This is a genomic window from Vibrio sp. MED222 (genome assembly GCF_000153005.1).
Lineage (GTDB): Bacteria > Pseudomonadota > Gammaproteobacteria > Enterobacterales > Vibrionaceae > Vibrio > Vibrio tasmaniensis_A.
Map to the genome: position 1 here is coordinate 972483 of NZ_CH902607.1, position 20582 is coordinate 993064.

Genomic DNA, 20582 nt, shown 5'->3' on the forward strand with positions numbered 1-20582 from the left:
TTTATTACAGTGAGCACGACACGCACCCTTCGACTTGAGTACCTTCTAATGCTTTCTGTCGCATTCGGATGTAGTAAAGCGTTTTAATTTTCTTTGTCCATGCGTAGATCTGAGCTTTGTTGATATCTCTCGTCGTTACCTCATCGTCAAAAAACAAAGTTAATGAAAGGCCTTGATCAACATGTTCGGTGGCCGCTGCATAGACATCGATTATTGCCTTAGGGCCTATGGAAAAGGCATCACGGAAGTACTCTAAATTGGAGTTATTCAAATACGGCGCAGGGAAGTAAACTCGCCCAATTTTACCCTCTTTTCTTATCTCCACTTTAGCGGTAACGGGATGAATAGAAGCGGTAGAGTCGTTGATATAGCTAATTGAGCCTGTAGGAGGAATGGCCTGTAAGTATCGGTTGTATAGCCCTGAGCTCATGACGAGTTGTTTCAATTCGCTCCACTCAGACACGGTGGGTATTCGTATATCTAAACGGCTAAAGAGATCTTGGACCACGTCCAATTTTGGCGAGAAATCCTGCTGCAAATATTTGTCGAAGAAAGACCCATCACTGTAACTAGAATCTTCGAACCCTTTGAACGTACTCTTTTTCTCTTGTGCCAACTTATTGGAAGCCGCGAGACAGTGATATAAGACACAGGCAAAATAACTGCTGGTGAAATCAATGGCCTCAGGTGAATCATAGTGAATGCGTTCTCTAGCCAAAAAACCATGCAGATTCATCTGACCTAAACCAATAGCATGACTTTCATCGTTGCCCTTTCTTATCGAAGGAACACTGTTGATTGCGCTCATTTCTGACACTGCATTTAATGCTCGAATTGCGGTGTCAACGGTTTGAGATAGTCGACCTCCATCCAAGGCTTTGGCAATGTTGATCGAGCCTAAATTGCACGAAATATCTCGCCCGATATGACTATAGTTCAAGTCGTCATCATAATTTGACGCCTCGTTGACCTGTAATATTTCCGAACACAAGTTAGACATATTTACACGCCCCTGAATGGGGTTAGCCTGATTAACCGTATCTTCGAACATAATGTATGGATAGCCCGACTCAAACTGGATCTCGGCAAGCGTTTGGAAAAGCCCTCTTGCACTCATTTTCCCTTTGCGGATCCTCGGGTCGTCCACCATTTCATGGTACTTCTCCGTCACGCTAATTTCAGAGAAAGGTACGCCATACACTCGCTCAACATCATGAGGAGAAAACAAGTACATATCTTTATTTTGCTTGGCTAATTCCAGAGTAATATCGGGAATGACAACACCAAGGCTCAAGGTCTTAATTCTGATTTTTTCATCGGCATTTTCTCTTTTTGTATCAAGAAATTGCATGATGTCTGGATGGTGAACATTGAGATAGACAGCACCCGCGCCTTGCCTAGACCCCAATTGGTTTGCATACGAGAAACTGTCTTCAAGCAATTTCATCACAGGGACGACACCTGAACTTTGATTTAAGATCCCCTTAATGGGCGCACCTTGCTCTCTTAAATTCGTCAGAAGTAAAGCAACACCACCGCCACGACGTGAGAGTTGCAACGATGAGTTAATCGCACGACCGATGCTCTCCATATTGTCTTCGATTCTCAACAAAAAGCAGGAGATCAATTCACCACGGCTCTTTTTACCGGAGTTAATAAAAGTGGGCGTAGCCGGTTGAAAGCGTTGATGAATGATTTCTTCCATTAGTGCCAGAGCAAATTCACAGTCACCACGAGCCAGTAACAGCGCAGTCATAACCACTCGGTCTTCGAACCTTTCTAAATATCGCTTACCATCACGAGTTTTCAGTGCATAGGAAGTAAAAAACTTATAAGCACCTAAGAACGTTCGGAATCGAAATTTGGCTTGATAGGCGTTTGCCCAGATTTGATGAAGAAAACTGCGATCATATTGCTCAATAACTTGAGCCTCGTAATATCCCTCTCTAAGCAAATAGTCGATCTTCTCGTCTAAATTATGAAAGAAAACGGTATTTTGATTAACGTGTTGTAAGAAAAACTGTCGAGCCGCTTGCTTGTCTGCCTCAAACTGAATCGTCCCTTGTTCATCAAGTAGATTCAACATTGCGTTTAAAGCATGGTAGTCAAGGGACTCGTTCTCAAAGTGGTTATCCATGATGTTTCCAAAATTGTTCTAACCCATTTGTCACGATATCAATATCGCTCTGGGTTCCAGATAGTTCGAAACGATACAACAGCGGCACATTGCATTTTTCAGCGACAATGGCACCTCCGCGAGCAAAAAGAGCTCCAAAGTTTCGATTTCCCGATGCAATCACACCTTTAATCAATGCTCGATTATTCGGGTTATTCAAAAGACTTATAACGGAGTTAGGCACAGCTCCTCGCCCCTCACCATCAGCATAAGTCGGGCATATGAGTACGAATGGTTGCTCAATCTCTAGCGTCCTTTCATTGGCCTCAGTAGGAAGCCTGATCGCAGGTAATCCTAGCTGTTCAACAAACCGCTTCGTATTCCCTGAGGCGCTAGAATAGTAAACAATCATTAACCTAACGCGCTGATCATGTCAGGTCTAAAACCGGACCAATGGCGGTCATTGGCGACAACCACGGGAGCTTGTCGATAACCCATTGATTGAACTCTTTCCATTGCGATTTCGTCGCACGTTAAATCAACAACTGTATGCTCAATACCTTTGCTCTGTAACGCCTTAACCGTTGCTGTGCATTGCACACACTGTGGCTTGGAATAAACGATGACATCCATATTATACAACCTCAATTAAATCTTAATGATAATCATTATTAATGAATAATGGCACATATAGTATTTGGGATTTATGTTTTGTCAACATATTGACCCCCGACCTAAAGACCATAGACAATACATGGTTGATATGCAAATGATAATCAATATCATCTACTGTCACCAGTCAAATATGGAGCAGTAAGGTGAGTATTTCGAGTTCCGGTTCTAATGACATATCCATACATGATATGGAGTGGCAAGGCGTTACGTTAAGTGAAAGTGCCGCAAACAGAATTTCCCAGTTATCACATGGGCAAAAGCACTTCCACCTCACGGTTAAGTCCTCTGGCTGTACGGGGTTTGCATATGAAGTGGCGCTGATCGATTCGCCATCCGATGACGACATCAAGTACGAATCACATGACGTCATTTTCTATATTGCACTCAAAGCCCTACCTATGATCGATGGCACAGAGATCGACTTTGTGCGTCAGGGTTTAAACAGTAATTTTGTATACAATAATCCCAAAGTGAAGAACCTTTGTGGATGTGGCGAGAGTTTTGGAGTTTAACCATGTGCGCATTAGAAACGCAGTCTGAAGCTAAAACGCTACTTGACGTTGAAACGCAAACAAAAATTGAAATGCGACCAGACGCTGAAACGCGACCTGAAATTGACACGCAACCTGAAGTTACAGAGTTACTGCACAGCAGTCACTATCGTGAAGGTTTCTACACTGAGTTATCTTCAGATACTTTGTCGAAGGGAATCAACGAACAAGTCGTTCGAGCAATCTCCGCAAAACGTAACGAACCCGAATGGATGCTGGAGTTTCGTCTCAAAGCATTCCGTAAATGGCGAACAATGGAGGAACCGCATTGGTTAAAAGCCGATTATCCAGACCTAAATTACCAAGATTACAGTTACTACTCCGCGCCAAGTTGCTCTAGTTGCGACAAAGATAGTTGTGGCAAAGATAGTGATGATGGCTCGAATGAATTTTTAACCGAAGAAGTCGAGACAGCCTTTGAAACACTGGGGATTCCAGTTAGAGAAGGTTCAGAAATTGCTGTCGATGCAATCTTCGATTCAGTTTCCGTCACCACTACCTATCAAAACGAACTGAAAGAACTCGGGATCATCTTCTGTTCATTCAGCGAAGCTATCCAAGAATACCCTGAACTCGTGCAGCAATACCTAGGCACCGTTGTTCCACCTGAAGATAACTTCTTTGCGGCTTTGAATGCCTCTGTTGCCTCTGACGGCACTTTTGTTTACATCCCTAAAGGTGTGAGATGCCCAAGAGAACTCTCTACCTACTTTCGAATAAACCAAGCAAAAACAGGCCAGTTTGAAAGAACAATTTTAGTGGCTGATGAGGACTCATACGTCAGCTACATCGAAGGTTGCTCTGCCCCGATGAGAGATACCTATCAGCTTCACGCCGCCGTCGTAGAAGTCATCATTCACAAGCGTGCTGAAGTTAAATATTCCACTGTGCAAAACTGGTTCTCAGGAGCAGAGGATTCACAAGGCGGCATACTCAACTTCGTAACCAAACGTGCGGTTTGCGAAGGCGAGTACAGCAAAATGTCTTGGACTCAATCAGAAACAGGCTCTGCGATAACGTGGAAGTACCCAAGCGTGATTCTCAAAGGAGACTACTCTGTCGGTGAGTTTTTCTCCGTCGCTTTAACGAATGGCGTTCAACAAGCCGATACCGGCACTAAGATGGTTCATATAGGAAAACACTCTCGCTCTACCATCATTTCAAAAGGGATTTCAGCAGGCAAAAGCCAGAACAGTTACCGAGGGCTGGTTAAAGTCACCCCCAACGCAGAAGGTGCGAGAAACTTCACTCAGTGCGATTCAATGTTAATCGGCGCCGAATGTGGGGCTCACACTTTTCCTTATATCGAAGTCAAAAACCCGTCTGCTCACGTTGAACACGAAGCAACGACCTCTCGAATTGGCCAAGATCAACTGTTTTACTGCACCCAAAGAGGGATCAGTGAAGACAACGCCATATCCATGATCGTCAATGGTTTTTGTAAAGACGTATTTTCAGAATTACCACTCGAATTCGCTGTTGAAGCGCAAAAACTTCTATCAATCAGCCTCGAGCATAGTGTGGGATAAAATGTTAGAAATTAAAAATTTACATGTCAGCGTTGAAGAAAATACTATCCTAAAAGGTATTAACCTAACTGTTAAACCTGGTGAAGTTCACGCAATTATGGGACCGAATGGGTCGGGAAAAAGTACCCTATCCGCCACACTGGCAGGCAAGGATGATTACGAGGTCGTCAGTGGTGAGATTGTTTTCAAAGGTCAAGATCTTACAGAGCTAGATCCAGAGGAAAGAGCCGGTGAAGGGGTATTTTTAGCCTTTCAGTACCCTGTCGAAATTCCAGGTGTCAGTAACAAACTCTTTCTAAATACAGCTCTCAACGAGGTTCGTGAATATCGAGGCTTAGAACCAATCGATCGTTTTGACTTTGAAGATCTATTGGAAGAAAAAGCGCAATTGTTGAAGATGCCGGCAAATTTACTCCAACGCTCTGTCAATGAGGGATTCTCTGGTGGAGAGAAAAAGCGCAATGACATTCTACAAATGGCGGTGCTCTCACCTGATCTTTGTATACTAGACGAGACCGACTCAGGTCTAGATATTGATGCCCTTAAAGCCGTCTCTGAAGGTGTAAACGCGCTGCAGAATGAGCAACGAGCTTTCATTTTGGTCACGCACTATCAACGTATCCTCAATTACATCAAACCAGATTTCGTGCACGTGTTGTACCAAGGAAAGATTGTAAAATCTGGTGACCACACGTTAGCTCAAGAATTAGAAGAGAAAGGCTATGGGTGGATCATTGATGAACAATAAACATTCATTGCTTGATTCATTTGAAACCCTTGTTCGACCGCATGAGTGGCAAAAAAAACAATGGTCTAAATTGCTTGGGGTTGAGTTACCGTCCCCTCAACATGAGGACTGGAAATACACGCCTCTTGACCGATTAAACGAACTAGAGCTAAGCAGCGCACCACAGCAGTCGACAGCTAACACGCCATACAACAAATTCAGTTTAGACATTGATGCTTATCGATTAGTCTTCGTCGACGGCTTCTTTTTAGCTCGATACTCCGACTGGATTCCAAAAGTTCGAGTGACTCCCATCTGCGCGATCTCTCCAATTGAAATCGATGAGCTATCTCGTTCAATAAAGCCAGACGCTTTTACCTATATTACTGATGCTACCGCTTCAAGTGGCATATTAATCGAGGTCGAAGCGAATACGCAGGTATCGAAACCTATTTATCTTCTGCATATCAATTCCGGAAAACAAGGTGATGTATCAAGCTACAGAAGCCATATTGAAGTCGCAGATCATGCGGAAGTCACCGTCATCGAACACCATGTTTCACAAGGTAGTGGTAGAGGCGTAACATTATCTCGCTTAACACAACACGTTGGTTGTGGTGCTCACTATCATCACACTAAAATTGTCGAAGAGGCCTTAAGTCAACATCACTTCGGTCATAACGATTTGGTGATTAATGCGCATGCTAGCGCCTACTCTTGTTGCTTGCTCTACTCCGGCCAATTGATACGACATCAAGTAAGTTCAGAACTGACTGGCGAACAAGGTTTTGTCGCTATGGACAGTATTTCCCTACCTCAAGGTGAGGCAGTTTTTGATACTCGCACCTATTTGAAACACAACTCTCCCCACTGCCAAAGTGAACAAAATCATAAAACCATCGCTCGAAACCAATCTAAGTCTGTTTTCGACGGCATGATCTATGTTGACCCTACCGCGCAAAAAACAGACGGGCAAATGGACACCCACAGTCTGATTTTAGGCGATGAAGCCCAAGTAAACTCTAAACCTCAATTAGAGATTTATGCCGATGATGTCAAATGCAGCCATGGTGCAACAACAGGGCAAATCGACCCAAACCAAATCAACTACTTACGCTCTAGAGGTATCCCAAAAGAACGAGCCGAGCACATGATTACCTCTGCGTTTGTCATTGGCGTTACCGAGAGAATTAAACACCCCGCCCTAAGACAATCTGCGATAGATAAAATCAATGCGTCACTCAATAAAGGATGTCCAAATGATTGATTCGAGCGAAAATACAAGCCCTTGGTTTAATGACTTCCCAGCTCTAAGAACTCAAGTTTACGACAAGCCTTTGGTCTATTTAGACAGTGCTGCAACGGCCCAAACCCCTCAAATCGTTATCGACCGCATGACTCAGTTTTATCAACATGATTATGCGAGTGTTCATCGCGGTGTCCATTACCTAAGCTCTAAAGCAACCGAAGAAATGGAACAAGTAAGAGAAAAACTTGCTCAGTTCATTTCAGCTAAATCCCGAGAAAGTATTGTGTTCACCAAAGGGACGACAGAGGCCATCAATCTCGTTGCGAATAGCTATTTGCGCCCTAGGTTAAAAGCGGGTGACGAAATCATCGTGACGGAAATGGAGCATCACGCCAACCTTGTTCCTTGGCAGATGCTTTCTGAAATTTATAATGTCAACATTCGTGTTTGGCCAATGGCAAAAAATGGCTATTTGAATCTCAACGACCTTGTGTCGTTAATGAATACAAAGACAAAACTGCTGGCGATTAGCCACGTATCGAATGTTCTAGGCCGCGTAAACCCAATTAAAACGATAGTCAAAGCTGCACATAAAGCAAAAGTCCCCGTGTTAGTCGACGGTGCTCAAGCTGTCATGCACGATGAAGTCAATGTGACGGACCTCGATTGTGATTTCTACGCCTTCTCTGGGCACAAACTGTATGGCCCGACAGGCATCGGCGTGCTTTACGCAAAAAAAACACACCTCGACAACATGGTGCCATGGGAAGGCGGCGGAGCCATGATCGATCAAGTGACACTGCCTTTGGGAACCTCGTTTGGCCAAGCTCCGTGGAAGTTCGAAGCGGGCACTCCGAATATTGCAGGCATTTTAGGTTTAGGCGCCGCTCTAGACTACATAGAAACTATCGGCTTCAAAGAGATCTCTGACTATGAAAAAAATGTAATGAATTATTTGGTGGAGAGTATTAGACAGATACCAGCAATAGAGCTCTATGGCGATGATGATAACCGCACGGGCGTTTTGGCTTTTAATATGAAAAATCAACACTCTTTTGATGTGGGTTCATTCTTAGATAGATATGGTATTGCGATTCGTACCGGACATCTCTGCGCAATGCCCCTTATAAAACGACTCGGTCAGAACTCGCTGTGTCGCGCATCGATTGGCATGTACACAAGGCCCAAAGACATAGACGCCTTGTGCCAGTCACTAAAACGAATCCACCAACTGTTAAGGTAGCTTATGTCCCCTGAAAAGCTCCAGAAAAACTTCGAGCGATGCGCTGACTGGGAAGAACGTTATATGTATTTGATAGAATTGGGGGACCGATTAGAGCCCTTCCCTGTGACAAAGATGAATAAAACACATCTTATCGCAGGCTGCCAAAGTAATGTATGGCTAGATCTTTCCATCAGTCAACAGAACAACATGTCGATACAAGCGACCAGCGATTCTTCGCTAGTTAAAGGTTTGCTGGCATTGGTGTTGATCGCCTATAACAACCAACAACCCGCGAGCGTTCTAGAATTCGATATTAAAGACTGGTTCCGCCAGCTAGACCTAAAATCTCAGCTTAGCGCCAGTCGGAGTCAAGGCTTAGAGGCCATAATAAAACATATTCGGTGTCACGCTCGGGCTGTTTAACCTTCAATAAACAATAGCCCAGCATGATTAGATCACGACATTTTGCTTCTTCTAAAAAGCGAACATAAAAAAGCCCCAACCTAAGTTGGGGCTTCTATCTATCTATCTATCTATCTATAATTACAGCTTAAAACGGCTGATTTCATTTTCTAGTTCATTAGACAGTTCAGAAAGCTGAGCAGCTTGTTCTGCAGCTTGGTGCGCTTCACCTGCTAGCTCGTTAGATACGTCACGGATTCCTTCAGTGTTACGAGTAATCTCAGACGTTACTGACGCTTGCTCTTCTGCAGCAGAAGCGATTTGAGTCGCCATATCACTGATACGTTCAACAGCAGCATGAATTTGCGTTAAGCTAGCGGCCGCTGAGTTTGAGTCATCAACACTGGTTTCAGCAAGCGTTCGGCTATCGTTCATGATACTTACCGCTTTGCCCGTTGTACCTTGCAGTAATTCAATCGTTTGTTGAATTTCTTGAGTTGAACCGTGTGTACGTTGGCTCAAAACTCTCACTTCATCAGCAACAACCGCAAAACCGCGACCTTGTTCGCCAGCACGGGCAGCTTCAATCGCCGCGTTAAGTGCAAGTAAGTTAGTTTGTTCAGCAATGCCTTGAATGTTAGACAAGATAGCGTTGATGCTATTGCCGTGCTCTTCTAGCTCAAGAATCACGTTCGTTGCAACTTGAACTTCTTGTGCAAGGTTTTGGATTGAGCTTTGAGTCTGTGTAACTTGACCCGTACCGTGCTCACACGCGCCAACGGCCTCAGATGAATTCTGTGCAGTTTGATCAGCGTTACCCGCAATCTCTTGTGTTGCTGCAGCCATTTCGTTCACGGCTGTTGCTACCATATTGATTTCGTCTTGTTGCATCTGAATGCGAGCACTACGCTCTTCAGCTTGAGAAGCTGTTTGACGTGCTTGGTTACCCAATGCAGTAGACACTTCACTTAGCTTGAGTACCATAGTGTGCATGTTGCCCACAAAATGGTTGAAATTTGCCGCAAGTTTACCAATTTCGTCATCACTTTTAAGCTCAAGACGTTGAGTCAAGTCGCCCTCGCCTGAAGCAATTTCTTCAAGTGCCGCTGAAACGCGGTTTAAGTCGCGGAATAGGAAACTAACCAACATAGAAACCAACACGATAACGATCAGAGTAATTACAACCGCTGTAGTAATGAGTTGCGTAAGAAGTATTGAGTGATTCGCTTCTTCTGTTGCTTTGTCCATCTGAACTGCGAAAATCCAGTTCGTGTTAGGCACATTAGTGAAGTAAAGCAGCTTCTCAGCACCGCGCTCTTTGATGATCTCGATGCTACCCGTACGCACTGCGTTTTCGATGATAGGCATAGAAATGTCGTTTGAAAGCTGGCTAACAGGCTTAAGGCTCAGTGCTGAGTCTGGGTGTGCTAGGAATGTGCCGTCAGAGGCATCAATGAGCATTGCGTAAGCGTTGTCACCAACATCTAAGCTGATAACATCGTTGACTAGCTGATCAATAAGTACATCCGCACCAACAACACCAATAAGCTTACCGTTATGACGAACAGGTTCAGCAATCGTAACTAGAAGCGCTTGGGTAATCGCATCTTGATAAGCGGTCGTAATAATTTGCTTACCGACTGCGTTTGCTTCTTGGTACCAAGGGCGTTGACGAGGGTCGTAATCTGCACGATTACGTTCAGGATGTGAACGGTACATTCCGCCTTCTGGAGTACCTAAAAAGATATCGTCAAAGCCACCCGCTACACGAGCTTGCTTAAGGAAAGGAACAACATCATCCTCTCGTGAAAAGTCATTAAACGCTGATGCGATATCCGTGCGAATATCAATCCAGTTTTTAATACCTTCAGATGCTGCTTCAGATACGCTTTCAGCTCGTTGGTATACGCCATTACGAGTCTCTTCAAATAATTGGTTTGCTGATAACCAAGTCAAGGCTGTTGCCATGACGATAACAGCAGATAGGCTAGCACCTATCAACTTCTGCTTAAGTGTTAATTTCATTAGTAAGTTTCACGAGTGGTGGAAAATCTAGCGAATACTACCCAATTTAAGTAAACGATTCGAGCTATTTCACAGTTTCACATCACATTATATTTGCAATAAAACCAAAAACTTATCTTTCGCCAATTACTTGGCTTTTCGCCAAATTCAAGGCGCCATTTCAACGACGATTCCTACGATATATACAGTGTTACAGGCTGTAAAATGGATAAAAAAAAGGCAGGAGAGTTTCCTCTTCTGCCTTTTGTTTTACTTTGTATTCAACATCAAAAAATGAAAAATCGAATAGTAGCTAGTCTATCTTTTCTCTGTTCGCATACCCATTAGTAGGCTCACACACATCAATAATAGAATGATGGTGAATGGCAACGCGGTTGAGATTGCACCCGCTTGCAGAGCTTGAACGGCTTCAGTACCGCCAACCCACAATAGAGCTACTGCAATCGCACCTTCAAGGAACGCCCAGAACACACGTTGAGGTACAGGCGTATCAACTTTACCACCAGCAGTAATGCTGTCGATAACTAAAGAGCCCGAGTCAGACGATGTAATAAAGAATACGAGAACCAATACAACCGCAATGATTGAAAGCAGAGTACCAAACGGCAATACATCAAACATTTGGAACATTGCCAGTGATACATCAGTTAAGCCATTTTGACCTAGGGTACCAACCTTATTCACGATTTGATCAATTGCCATACCACCGAACACTGACATCCAAATGATAGTCACTGTCGTTGGAACAATCAGTACCGCTGTAATGAACTCACGAACAGTACGACCTTTAGAAACACGCGCGATAAACATACCGACAAATGGAGACCATGAGATCCACCAGGCCCAGTAGAATACAGTCCAACCATGTAACCAAGCTTCATCTTCACGACCGTGAGGGTTGCTCAACGGAATGATGTTCTCGATGTATGCCATCAATGTTGTAGGGATTGAACCTAGAGTCACTGCGTAGCCGATTAGAGCCACTAGGATAAGCAGTAGGAAAGCAACCAACATGTTGATGTTACTGATAACTTTAACGCCACCATCAATACCACGAAGTACGGATACGACCGCTAGCAAAGTTACTACGGTAATAACAATGACTTGTAACCCTAAGCCTGCCTCAATGCCGAATACATGCTGAATACCACTTGCCGCTTGTTGCGCACCAAGGCCAAGCGATGTCGCCAAACCAAACAGGGTTGCAAGTACAGCAAGAATATCAACGATGTGACCAGCCCAGCCCCACGCTCTATCACCTAAAATTGGGTAGAAGATAGAACGAATTGAAAGCGGTAATCCCTTGTTGTAAGAGAAGAAAGCCAGTGAAAGCGCCACAACACCATAAATAGCCCAAGGGTGAAGCCCCCAGTGATACATGGTTGCACCGAGTGCTAGTTTTGCAGCTTCTGGTGTATTTGCCTCTACGCCAAGTGGCGTTTCATACCAACCTGTGTAGTAAGCCGCAGGTTCTGCAACACTCCAGAACATCAAGCCAATACCCATACCTGCAGCAAACAGCATCGATAACCAAGACATGAATGAGTAATCTGCCGTTGCATCAACACCACCAAGGCGGATTTTACCAAACGGAGAAACAATCAAGCCTAAGCAAAAAATAACGAAAATATTACCGGACCAAATGAACAACCAATCAAATGAATTGATAATTTGCCATTTAACACCATCCAATGCTGACTTCGCTGAAGCGGTATCTGTAAGCAGCACACCGATCAAGAACAAAGTGATGAGTCCCGCACTGATACCAAACACTGGGTTATGAACGTCAAAACCCCATTTTTGGACGTTATCTTGACCAACAGTGTAATCCGTACTGTCGATACTGTATTTATCTATACCTTTAGTCATTATTCCTCTCTACGGAATACTTATAAGGTCTGTTGACCTCATATCCCTTACTTTCCTGTGACTGAATCACAAACTCGAACATACGATCCAAGTAGTACAAGCTGTTGTCACGATAATTCAAATACTTGGATGTCTGAAGTTTAGCAGGTTAACTTATTGTTTTCAGTAAACTAGAATCAGTTCGATGGATTTTCAAACAAAATATAGGTAATCACTTATATTTGCGGCGAAAAAAAGGCCGACTAAGTCGGCCTCTATTTGAAAAAATACTTTTAGCTCAAAGCACTTTGCTGCTTAACCAATTGATTCTCTGTACGTAAACCAAGAAACAAACTTAGGCACATAAGCAATAATATGAAGGCAAATGGTAGTGCCATTGAGACTGTTCCAGCTTGTAATGCCTGAATAGATTCAGTACCACCAACCCACAGTAGAACCGCCGCAATCGCACCGCCCATCAATGCCCAAAATACACGCTGTGGAACAGGTGCATCGACTTTACCGCCAGAAGTAATGCTATCAATAACCAATGAACCTGAGTCTGATGAGGTGATGAAGAACACCATAATCAAACCAATCGATACCACTGAAAGCACTGAGCTCATTGGTAACGCATCGTAAGTATGGAATAGAGAAAGTGTAATATCTTGCAGACCATTTATACCAATCTCACCCACTTTATTCGCCACCTGGTCAATCGCAATGCCACCGAAAATAGCCATCCAAATGATAATGACAGACGTCGGGATAAATAAGACTGCAACGATAAATTCACGAATTGTACGACCTTTAGAGATACGAGCGATGAACATGCCTACGAATGGTGACCATGAAATCCACCAAGCCCAGTAAAATACCGTCCAACCTTGCATCCATGTTTCATCATCACGACCATGAGGGTTGCTAAGAGGAATAAAGTTCTCAATGTAGCCCATTAGCGCGGTTGGTATCGCCTTAATACCCGCCATGCCACCCGCGATAGTTACGAAGATCAGCAAGCCTAATGCAACAACCATGTTGACGTTGCTGAGAACCTTAACACCACCGTTAATACCGCGAATCACCGACATTGTTGCCAATAGTGTTACCACTGCAATAACAATAAGCTGCATACCAATACCGCCATCGGTACCAAATACATGGTTAATACCGCTTGCGGCTTGCTGTGCACCTAGGCCAAGTGATGTTGCAAGGCCAAACAATGTTGCAAGTACTGCGACAATGTCAACGATATGACCAAACCACCCCCAAGTTCTGTCACCGAGTAGCGGGTAAAAGATTGAGCGAATAGAAAGCGGTAAGCCTTTATTGAAAGTAAAGAAGGCAAGAGACAAGGCAACAACGGCGTAGATTGCCCAACCGTGCAAGCCCCAGTTGTAGATGGTTGCACTGAGTGCCAACTTAGCCGCTTCAGGAGAATACGCTTCAACACCGAGCGGTGTTTCATACCAACCGGTAAAGTAAGCTACTGGCTCTGCCACACCCCAGAACATCAAACCAATACCCATTCCTGCGGCGAATAACATCGACATCCAAGATAGGTTAGAGTGCTCTGCTTTAGCATCATCGCCACCTATACGTATCTTTCCGTACGGGGAGATAATGAGGACAAAACAGAAAAATACGAAAAGGTTCGCAGCCCACATAAAGAAACCATCGAAGTTACCGATGACTTTCCACTTAACGCCATCAAGTGCCGCTTTAGCTGTTTCAGGTTCTGCAACCAAAAGCGCAATCAGGAAAGCAATTATCGCCCCAGCGCTGATTCCAAATACAGGGTTATGAACATCAAAACCCCATTTCTGAACATTATCTTGTCCTACGGTATAATCAGTATTTTCAATACTATACCTATCCTTTACAGGCTCCATGCATCCTCTCTAATTAGTAGCGCACAATTTGCAACATTGCATTTGGCACTTAAATTTCGAAAGGAAGAATAACAACTCGTCGCAAAAATACTAAAAAAACCATCAAAAAACGGGTGTAAACGGCACATTTGGTAATTAAATTACACATTCACTGTAATTTAGCGTAACATCACTCAACAAGCCCAGAGCTAACAGCATACTTGGCAAGCTCTGCCGTAGAGTGAATGTCGAGCTTATGCTTGATATTTTGTCTATGGGTTTCAACCGTTCGGTAACTGATATTTAATCCCTTCGCGATCTCTTTACTGCTCTCCCCTTTAGCCACTAATTTCAACACAGCTTCCTCACGCCTACTCAATGGGTTCTTCACAGATTGTGTGGGAGTAATAGGCTGAGTAAACAAGTTCTGAGTCACTTTTTCACAGAAATAGGTTGAGCCTTGATTGACCGTCTTGATTGCCTGCACCATTTTTTCAGCCGAAATTTCTTTCAACATATAGCCGACAGCACCCGATTGCATCACCTTCATGATGTATTCACGGTTGTTATGCATGGTCAGCATCAGCACCTTAGCTTGAGGATCTTCCTCTTTAATCAGGTGAGTGGCATCAATACCATTCATGATAGGCATGCTGATATCCATCAACACTACATCAGGGCGCAGGTCTTTAACCATTTCAACGGCTTCTAATCCATTGCTGGCGGTACCTATCACGCTAATATCAGGCTCGAGTTCTAATCTCGCCATAAAGCCATCCAGTACCACTTGGTGATCATCTGCAATCACAACTCGAATAACTTCACTCATTCACTAATCCCTCTAGTGTCAGTAACACTGTAATTTCCGTTCCAAAGCCAACCTCACTCATCAATTCAAAGTCACCACCGATGAACTCCACCCGTTCTCTCATGTTACGTAACCCAATACCTCGCTTTTCCATTGCTTTATAGGTATTGAAACCGACTCCATCGTCTTGGATGAGCAACTGCAACACATTGCCAATTTGCTGTGCGATAACCGTTACTTTGGTCGCTTGTGCGTGTTTCTCTATATTATTCAGTGACTCTTGCACCACTCGATATAAAGTCGTCGCAGCTTCTGATTTCAACTTTCCCGGCTGCGTATTAAACAAGGTTTCCACTTCAATGCTCGAGTGCGCCTGAAAGTCTAATAACAGTGAAGACAACGCCGCTTCTAAGCCGATATCATCCAATGAACTTGGACGAAGTTGATGCGAGATATGCCTCACCTCTTCGATTGCTCGCATGAGTGAATGCTGCGACTTATTCAAATGTGCTTTAAGGTCTTCGCTTTGTAGCTTATTACCGAGCAGTTCTAAGTGACAGCGACTCGACACTAATAACTGGTTAATACCATCATGCAACTCACGCGCTAGATGCTTCTTTTCGTCCTCTTGAAACATCACCGTCTTATGAGCTAGTTCCTTCAAGTTGTTATCCGCTATCCGATGTTCATGCATGTTAATGGCCAACGTCAGTACAATGATGACCGCGACCGTCACACTCAGAATCACCACAATCGAAAAGAACGTGGTTTCAATATTCTTGTTAATTGCGGCCTGCATCGAGGCCACTTCTTGATGCACATCCTCAATATACAAGCCGGTGCCAATCATCCAGTCCCAGCGCTCTAACCAAGCGGCGTAACTCAGCTTCGAGACCACCTCACCTGTCGAAGGTTTTTGCCACAAATATTGGTGAAATCCTCCGCCTGTTTGTGCTTCTCTTAACAAGGCTTCTATCAGAAAGTCGCCATCTTCATCTTGCAGTTGAAGTAAGTTTTGCCCTATCAACTCTGGCTGGATTGGATGAACCAAATTGGTTCCGTGGCGATCATACGCAAAGAAGTAACCGTCAGAGCCATACCTTAGTTTAGACAATATGGTTCGAACTTCTCTTTTGGCTTGTGCTTCTTGGATATCGGGATCGTTGTAGATATGTTCGATGGCATCAAATGCGAGATCAACAGTGTCTTTGAGGGCGTTTTCACGCGACTTAATTAAGCTGTCTCGGAAGATTTCGACCTCTTTCTCACCCAACGTCTTAGTTTGGTGTAACGAGATCCAACTAATGCTCGCCGTTACAATCAGCAACGGGAGTAGCGTCAGCAAAATCAGCTTAACTTTTAGAGGCATTCCTTTTCCTCACAAAAAACGGCTTATTGAACATCAATAAGCCGTTTTACTTTATCAATTTATGGATAGTCGTTGAAACATATCATTCACATTCTAGGCTTCACTCACATTCCATAGAAAGATGGGAAAGCGAGAAGTGATCCAAGTACGAGGATTTGAATCAAAATGAAAGGCATCACGCCTCGGTAGATATCCTTGGTAGTCACACCTTTTGGTGCCACCCCTTTTAGATAGAACAAACTGAAGCCAAACGGTGGCGTCAAGAATGAGGTTTGAAGGTTCATCGCGATAAGAATTGCGAACCAAGTCATGTTGATTCCCATCAGTTCAGCAACAGGCGCAATAATCGGCACAATGATGAAACAGATTTCTACGAAGTCGATGAAAAAACCCAGAATCAAAATCACCAACATGGTAATGATCAAGAAACCCCACTTCTCACCCGGCAACTGCAGCATCCACTCTTCAACCAGATAATCACCGCCAGTATAAGTAAACGCCATTGAGAATGCCGTTGCACCCAACAAGATAGCAAATACCATTGCCGTTACTTTGACCGTCTCTTTAGAGGCGTCATACACCATCGACCAACTAAACTGACCGTAGAGCAAAGCGAGTACCATCGCACCCGCACCACCCAGAGCAGCAGACTCTGTCGGCGTAGCAACACCCGCAAAGATAGAGCCCAATACGACAATAATCAGCGCGAGTGGCGGTATGATTGCTTTCAATGCGTTGATGACTTCTTGTTTACGGCTGATGGAATCATCACGCTCAATTGGTTGAGCGGCTTCAGGGTTAAGCTTCGCGTATATTAAGATATAAACGATATAAGCCCCCACTAACATCACGCCCGGCCAAATCGCGGCTTGGAACAAGTCACCTACCGGAACACCCAATACGTCCCCCAATAGAATCAAGACGATGGATGGCGGAATGATTTGCCCTAACGTACCAGACGCACAGATGGTGCCGCAGGCTAAGCCTTTGTCGTAGTTGTACTTGAGCATGACGGGCAACGAGATAAGCCCCATTGCAACCACAGAAGCGCCTACCACACCGGTTGAAGCGGCAAGCAGTGAACCTACGAGAACTGTCGAGATTGCGATACCACCTCGTACACCACCAAACAGTCGTCCCATAGACTCAAGTAACTGCTCAGCAAGCTTAGTCTTTTGTAGAACAAGTCCCATAAAAACAAACAATGGAACGGCCATCAGCACCGTATTTTCCATGATTGATTGAATTCGATATGGCATGAAGGCAAACATTTCGATGCCTTCCGCCCAAACACCAAAGATTAGCGCGATACCACCAAAGGTAAACGCCACCGGGAAGCCTAGTAAAAGTGCAAACAAGGCTACGAAAAACATTACTATTCCAATCATGTTCAGCCTCTACTTATTCTTTGTATGAGTATTGTTTGCATGCGTGTTATTTGCATGGATGAGATGGGGATTAAAAATTTTGTTCAACGAGTGCAGGATCAAACCGACTCCGCTGAGTGCCATCAAGAAAAATGACAGTGGAATCATGGCTTTGATGATCCATCGATATGGCAGGCCACCCGGGTCACCTGAGGTTTCGCCGAGGTTATAACTCTCTTTGGCAACATCAATACCAAACCAAGCAACCAGCAAACAGAAAGGCATCAGAAAGATCAGTGTGCCGAGCAGGTCAATAATGGCTTGCGCTTTAAAGCTCAATTGTTCGTAGAACACATCTACTCGAACGTGGCCACCTGCCTTTATGGCATAAGGGACACCTAATAGGAAAACGGCTGAGAAAAGGTGCCATTCCATCTCTTGGAAAGCGATTGAGACATCATTGAAGGCATATCTCATGACAACGTCATACACAACGTTAGCGATAAGTAGAATAAACAACATACTGGAAAGCCATCCCAGTGCATCACCGATACGATTAAACAGGCGTTCAATATAAATTAGACTTCGCATTCCCGACTCCATGGAATTTGAAAAGACATCGCGCAGCACAACTAACCCAAACTAAAAACGATTCAGTTTATAGCTAGCAATAGGCACGACGTAGAAAGGGTTCTTGGGCGTATTACAGGGTTTATCCTGCTTAATTATTATGGTTAAAATGAACCCGCCGCTTAGTCACTCTTAGTTACCTAACAAGAATAGCTTTGGGTTCATTTAGCTTCAGTTCAAAAACTGTCGATTATTTCGCTTGGCTATTTAAATAAGCTCTGTGTGAAATATCCGTCCATGAACGTACTTGCTCTAGGTAGCTTGCTTGTGAAGCTTGAATCTCTTTTGCCAATGCATCTTTCTCAGCGTGCTTAGCAAGTAGGCGATCGTTCGCTTCTTTCAGTGCAGACATAACCTCTGGTGGGAAATCTTTAACTTGTACGTCTGGGTATTCTGTTTTCATTGAAACCCAGTTCTTGCCACTTTCGTGCGTTGCTTGTGTGTACATGTCGTAAGCCGCTGTACGCATTGCAACACGCAAGATTTCTTGTAGGTCTTCAGGAAGCTTGTTCCATGTACGCTTGTTTACTAGGAATTGAAGCTCTGAACCCGGCTCATGCCAACCTGTGTAGTAGTAAGGTGCGATCTTGTGGAAGCCCATACGCAGATCAAGTGATGGACCTACCCACTCTAGTGCATCGATTGTGCGACGCTCTAGAGACGTGTAAAGCTCACCTGGGGCAATATTGGTAGGTTTAGCGCCTAGCTCCGCTAGAATCTCACCAGCAAAGCCAGGGATACGCATTTTCAGACCTTGTAGGTCTTCCACACTGTTGATCTCTTTTTGAAACCAACCGCCCATCTGGATATCCGTATTACCACCTGGGAACGACATCAAATTATGTGGAGAGTAAACCTGCTCCATCAACTCCATACCACCACCGTGATAGAACCACGCATATTGTTCAGCTGGCGTCATACCGAAAGGCATAGAAGTGAAGTAAAGCGTGTTTGGAACTTTACCTTTCCAGTAGTAAGAGCCTGAGTGCCCCATGTCGTATTGACCAGACTTAACCATGTCAAAAACGCCAAGCGGTGCTTTGTGTTTGTTCGCAGAATCGATTCTGATTTGCAGTCGACCGTTCGACATTTTCTCAGCCATCGCAGCCATGTTCTTCGTCGCGTCACCGAATACAGGGAAGTTTGGTCCCCATGTTTCAGCAAGCTTCAAGCGATAAACCTTATCAGCAGCAGTTGCACCAGTAGCGACCAAAGCTAAACAAGCCGCTGCAGTAACTGCAACGTTTTTAAAAACTCGTGTGAGGGAGTTAGAAATGAGACTCATATTCACGTCCTTTGTTGGGTTAACACTCTTTCTATGAGCATTTTTTATGATTCAACATAAGAGTGCACCGTGATGTAGCAACAAGATATCAGGGAGAGCACGCACGACGGACTCACACAAACTGCGTATTAGACCAAAGGATTACGTAGAACTACGTAGGAGATAATTTAGCGATGTCGATTTTAAAGGCTCTGGGAGATTCATTAGGGTAATTAGTATTGATAAATACCTAAGTAGTTATAGTGAAACTGCATTAACAATTGATTTCCATTTCGTGAGGAAGCTCTATTCTCGCCACACATCGAATACGCACCTAAATGAATTAAATCCATGAGAATCAAGATTTCAGAGAATCAGACGCCCTACTTTGGTGCTTACTGATTCGAAACATGGGACACGCGACAGACAGATGAATAACGGAAGAGATCAGCCGATTGGAAATAAGGCCTCTTGGGCTAGGTTCGAATGCTAGGTTTGAATATAAGTATGGGTTTAGGGGGTTAGGGGGTTGGGATTGGGTTTAGGGTTTTGGTTTTGGTTTTGGTTTTGGTTTTGGGATTAACATGATCCGCCAGATACAAAAAAGCCTCGATAATCGAGGCTTAAAAACTTTAACGAAGCGAATGTAATCCCGCGGGATTACATAGCTTTGTAGATAACCTTGTTACCTGCAAGTTGCTCTTTCGCTACTAGGTTTTCTTCAAGAAGTTTTTTCAATGCGCCTGTTGCCCATGAAGCTGCTTTCGCGTCTTCTTGACCAGCTGCTAGGCCGATACCTTTAGGGTTAATGCCTTCAGCATTGCTAACAACGATGTCTAGAACTTGTTGTTGCTTAGGAGTCAGTGCTACTGCAACTTCTTTAGTTGCTGCTACTGCTTTCTCTACCGCTGGTTTTGCTGCTACAG

Annotated in this window: 18 protein-coding genes; 6 read left to right on the plus strand and 12 right to left on the minus strand. The window is 44.1% G+C overall.

Annotated features, from left to right (window positions below):
- Positions 1-4: 4 nt before the first annotated feature.
- Genes nrdE through nrdH form a run of 3 tightly spaced genes read right to left on the minus strand, consistent with a single transcriptional unit; the run spans position 5 to position 2749 of the window.
- On the minus strand, positions 5-2137 hold the full coding sequence (nrdE, locus tag MED222_RS10660; protein WP_032555226.1) for a class 1b ribonucleoside-diphosphate reductase subunit alpha: 2133 nt from the start codon (positions 2135-2137) through the stop codon (positions 5-7).
- Positions 2130-2528, minus strand: a complete 399-nt coding sequence (gene nrdI / locus MED222_RS10655) for a class Ib ribonucleoside-diphosphate reductase assembly flavoprotein NrdI (RefSeq protein ID WP_009847123.1) — start codon at positions 2526-2528, stop codon at positions 2130-2132. The genes nrdE and nrdI overlap by 8 nt, the downstream gene beginning before the upstream one ends.
- Positions 2528-2749, minus strand: coding sequence for a glutaredoxin-like protein NrdH (gene nrdH, locus MED222_RS10650; RefSeq protein WP_009847124.1), 222 nt, complete (start codon positions 2747-2749; stop codon positions 2528-2530). Before nrdH ends, nrdI begins: the two co-directional genes overlap by 1 nt.
- 185 nt (positions 2750-2934) lie before the next feature.
- On the opposite strand from nrdH, the gene MED222_RS10645 reads away from it, so the two are divergent.
- From MED222_RS10645 to MED222_RS10620, 6 genes are all read left to right on the plus strand, one after another.
- The gene (locus MED222_RS10645; RefSeq protein WP_009847125.1) at positions 2935-3303 is read left to right on the plus strand and encodes an iron-sulfur cluster assembly accessory protein; all 369 of its coding nucleotides are present in this window, start codon (positions 2935-2937) and stop codon (positions 3301-3303) included.
- 71 nt (positions 3304-3374) lie between these two features.
- Entirely contained in the window at positions 3375-4871 is a 1497-nt protein-coding gene (sufB, locus tag MED222_RS10640) for a Fe-S cluster assembly protein SufB (protein ID WP_032555249.1), read from the plus strand.
- Between the two features lies 1 nt (position 4872).
- Positions 4873-5619, plus strand: a complete 747-nt coding sequence (sufC, locus tag MED222_RS10635) for a Fe-S cluster assembly ATPase SufC (RefSeq protein ID WP_009847127.1) — start codon at positions 4873-4875, stop codon at positions 5617-5619.
- Positions 5609-6865 (plus strand): Fe-S cluster assembly protein SufD, encoded by a 1257-nt coding sequence (gene sufD / locus MED222_RS10630; RefSeq protein WP_232281809.1) that lies wholly within the window; start codon positions 5609-5611, stop codon positions 6863-6865. The genes sufC and sufD overlap by 11 nt, the downstream gene beginning before the upstream one ends.
- The gene (locus tag MED222_RS10625; protein ID WP_009847129.1) at positions 6858-8090 is read left to right on the plus strand and encodes a SufS family cysteine desulfurase; all 1233 of its coding nucleotides are present in this window, start codon (positions 6858-6860) and stop codon (positions 8088-8090) included. The genes sufD and MED222_RS10625 overlap by 8 nt, the downstream gene beginning before the upstream one ends.
- A 3-nt stretch (positions 8091-8093) precedes the next feature.
- Positions 8094-8495 (plus strand): SufE family protein, encoded by a 402-nt coding sequence (locus tag MED222_RS10620; RefSeq protein WP_009847130.1) that lies wholly within the window; start codon positions 8094-8096, stop codon positions 8493-8495.
- Between the two features lie 120 nt (positions 8496-8615).
- On the opposite strand, the gene MED222_RS10615 is transcribed toward MED222_RS10620, so the two are convergent.
- The 9 genes from MED222_RS10615 to MED222_RS10575 form a co-directional block, all read right to left on the minus strand.
- Positions 8616-10499: a methyl-accepting chemotaxis protein gene (locus tag MED222_RS10615; protein WP_009847131.1), complete on the minus strand. Its 1884-nt coding sequence runs from the start codon at positions 10497-10499 to the stop codon at positions 8616-8618.
- A 297-nt stretch (positions 10500-10796) separates the two neighbouring features.
- On the minus strand, positions 10797-12368 hold the full coding sequence (locus MED222_RS10610; RefSeq protein ID WP_009847132.1) for a BCCT family transporter: 1572 nt from the start codon (positions 12366-12368) through the stop codon (positions 10797-10799).
- Positions 12369-12640: 272 nt separating this feature from the next.
- Positions 12641-14239: a BCCT family transporter gene (locus tag MED222_RS10605; protein WP_009847133.1), complete on the minus strand. Its 1599-nt coding sequence runs from the start codon at positions 14237-14239 to the stop codon at positions 12641-12643.
- Positions 14240-14408: 169 nt separating this feature from the next.
- Complete coding sequence (locus MED222_RS10600; RefSeq protein WP_009847134.1) at positions 14409-15047, minus strand: response regulator transcription factor; 639 nt, start codon at positions 15045-15047, stop codon at positions 14409-14411.
- Positions 15040-16395: a cache domain-containing protein gene (locus tag MED222_RS10595; protein ID WP_009847135.1), complete on the minus strand. Its 1356-nt coding sequence runs from the start codon at positions 16393-16395 to the stop codon at positions 15040-15042. The genes MED222_RS10600 and MED222_RS10595 overlap by 8 nt, the downstream gene beginning before the upstream one ends.
- A 104-nt stretch (positions 16396-16499) precedes the next feature.
- Positions 16500-17783 (minus strand): TRAP transporter large permease, encoded by a 1284-nt coding sequence (locus MED222_RS10590; protein ID WP_009847136.1) that lies wholly within the window; start codon positions 17781-17783, stop codon positions 16500-16502.
- 9 nt (positions 17784-17792) lie between these two features.
- The gene (locus MED222_RS10585) at positions 17793-18365 is read right to left on the minus strand and encodes a TRAP transporter small permease subunit (protein WP_050395127.1); all 573 of its coding nucleotides are present in this window, start codon (positions 18363-18365) and stop codon (positions 17793-17795) included.
- A 217-nt stretch (positions 18366-18582) separates the two neighbouring features.
- On the minus strand, positions 18583-19677 hold the full coding sequence (locus tag MED222_RS10580; protein ID WP_009847138.1) for a TRAP transporter substrate-binding protein: 1095 nt from the start codon (positions 19675-19677) through the stop codon (positions 18583-18585).
- A gap of 639 nt (positions 19678-20316) precedes the next feature.
- A partial coding sequence (locus MED222_RS10575; RefSeq protein ID WP_009847139.1) for a hypothetical protein occupies positions 20317-20582 on the minus strand: 266 nt, incomplete at its 5' end.

Excerpts from the sequence above, each read along its gene's own strand:
- nrdE (WP_032555226.1), bottom strand. The coding sequence starts at position 2,137 with ATGGATAACCACTTTGAGAACGAGTCCCTTGACTACCATGCTTTAAAC.
- MED222_RS10590 (WP_009847136.1), bottom strand. The coding sequence starts at position 17,783 with ATGATTGGAATAGTAATGTTTTTCGTAGCCTTGTTTGCACTTTTACTA.
- MED222_RS10585 (WP_050395127.1), bottom strand. The coding sequence starts at position 18,365 with ATGGAGTCGGGAATGCGAAGTCTAATTTATATTGAACGCCTGTTTAAT.
- nrdH (WP_009847124.1), bottom strand. The coding sequence starts at position 2,749 with ATGGATGTCATCGTTTATTCCAAGCCACAGTGTGTGCAATGCACAGCA.
- MED222_RS10610 (WP_009847132.1), bottom strand. The coding sequence starts at position 12,368 with ATGACTAAAGGTATAGATAAATACAGTATCGACAGTACGGATTACACT.
- MED222_RS10595 (WP_009847135.1), bottom strand. The coding sequence starts at position 16,395 with ATGCCTCTAAAAGTTAAGCTGATTTTGCTGACGCTACTCCCGTTGCTG.
- MED222_RS10615 (WP_009847131.1), bottom strand. The coding sequence starts at position 10,499 with ATGAAATTAACACTTAAGCAGAAGTTGATAGGTGCTAGCCTATCTGCT.
- sufB (WP_032555249.1), top strand. The coding sequence starts at position 3,375 with ATGCGACCAGACGCTGAAACGCGACCTGAAATTGACACGCAACCTGAA.
- MED222_RS10580 (WP_009847138.1), bottom strand. The coding sequence starts at position 19,677 with ATGAGTCTCATTTCTAACTCCCTCACACGAGTTTTTAAAAACGTTGCA.
- MED222_RS10600 (WP_009847134.1), bottom strand. The coding sequence starts at position 15,047 with ATGAGTGAAGTTATTCGAGTTGTGATTGCAGATGATCACCAAGTGGTA.
- nrdI (WP_009847123.1), bottom strand. The coding sequence starts at position 2,528 with ATGATTGTTTACTATTCTAGCGCCTCAGGGAATACGAAGCGGTTTGTT.
- sufC (WP_009847127.1), top strand. The coding sequence starts at position 4,873 with ATGTTAGAAATTAAAAATTTACATGTCAGCGTTGAAGAAAATACTATC.
- MED222_RS10605 (WP_009847133.1), bottom strand. The coding sequence starts at position 14,239 with ATGGAGCCTGTAAAGGATAGGTATAGTATTGAAAATACTGATTATACC.
- sufD (WP_232281809.1), top strand. The coding sequence starts at position 5,609 with ATGAACAATAAACATTCATTGCTTGATTCATTTGAAACCCTTGTTCGA.
- MED222_RS10620 (WP_009847130.1), top strand. The coding sequence starts at position 8,094 with ATGTCCCCTGAAAAGCTCCAGAAAAACTTCGAGCGATGCGCTGACTGG.
- MED222_RS10625 (WP_009847129.1), top strand. The coding sequence starts at position 6,858 with ATGATTGATTCGAGCGAAAATACAAGCCCTTGGTTTAATGACTTCCCA.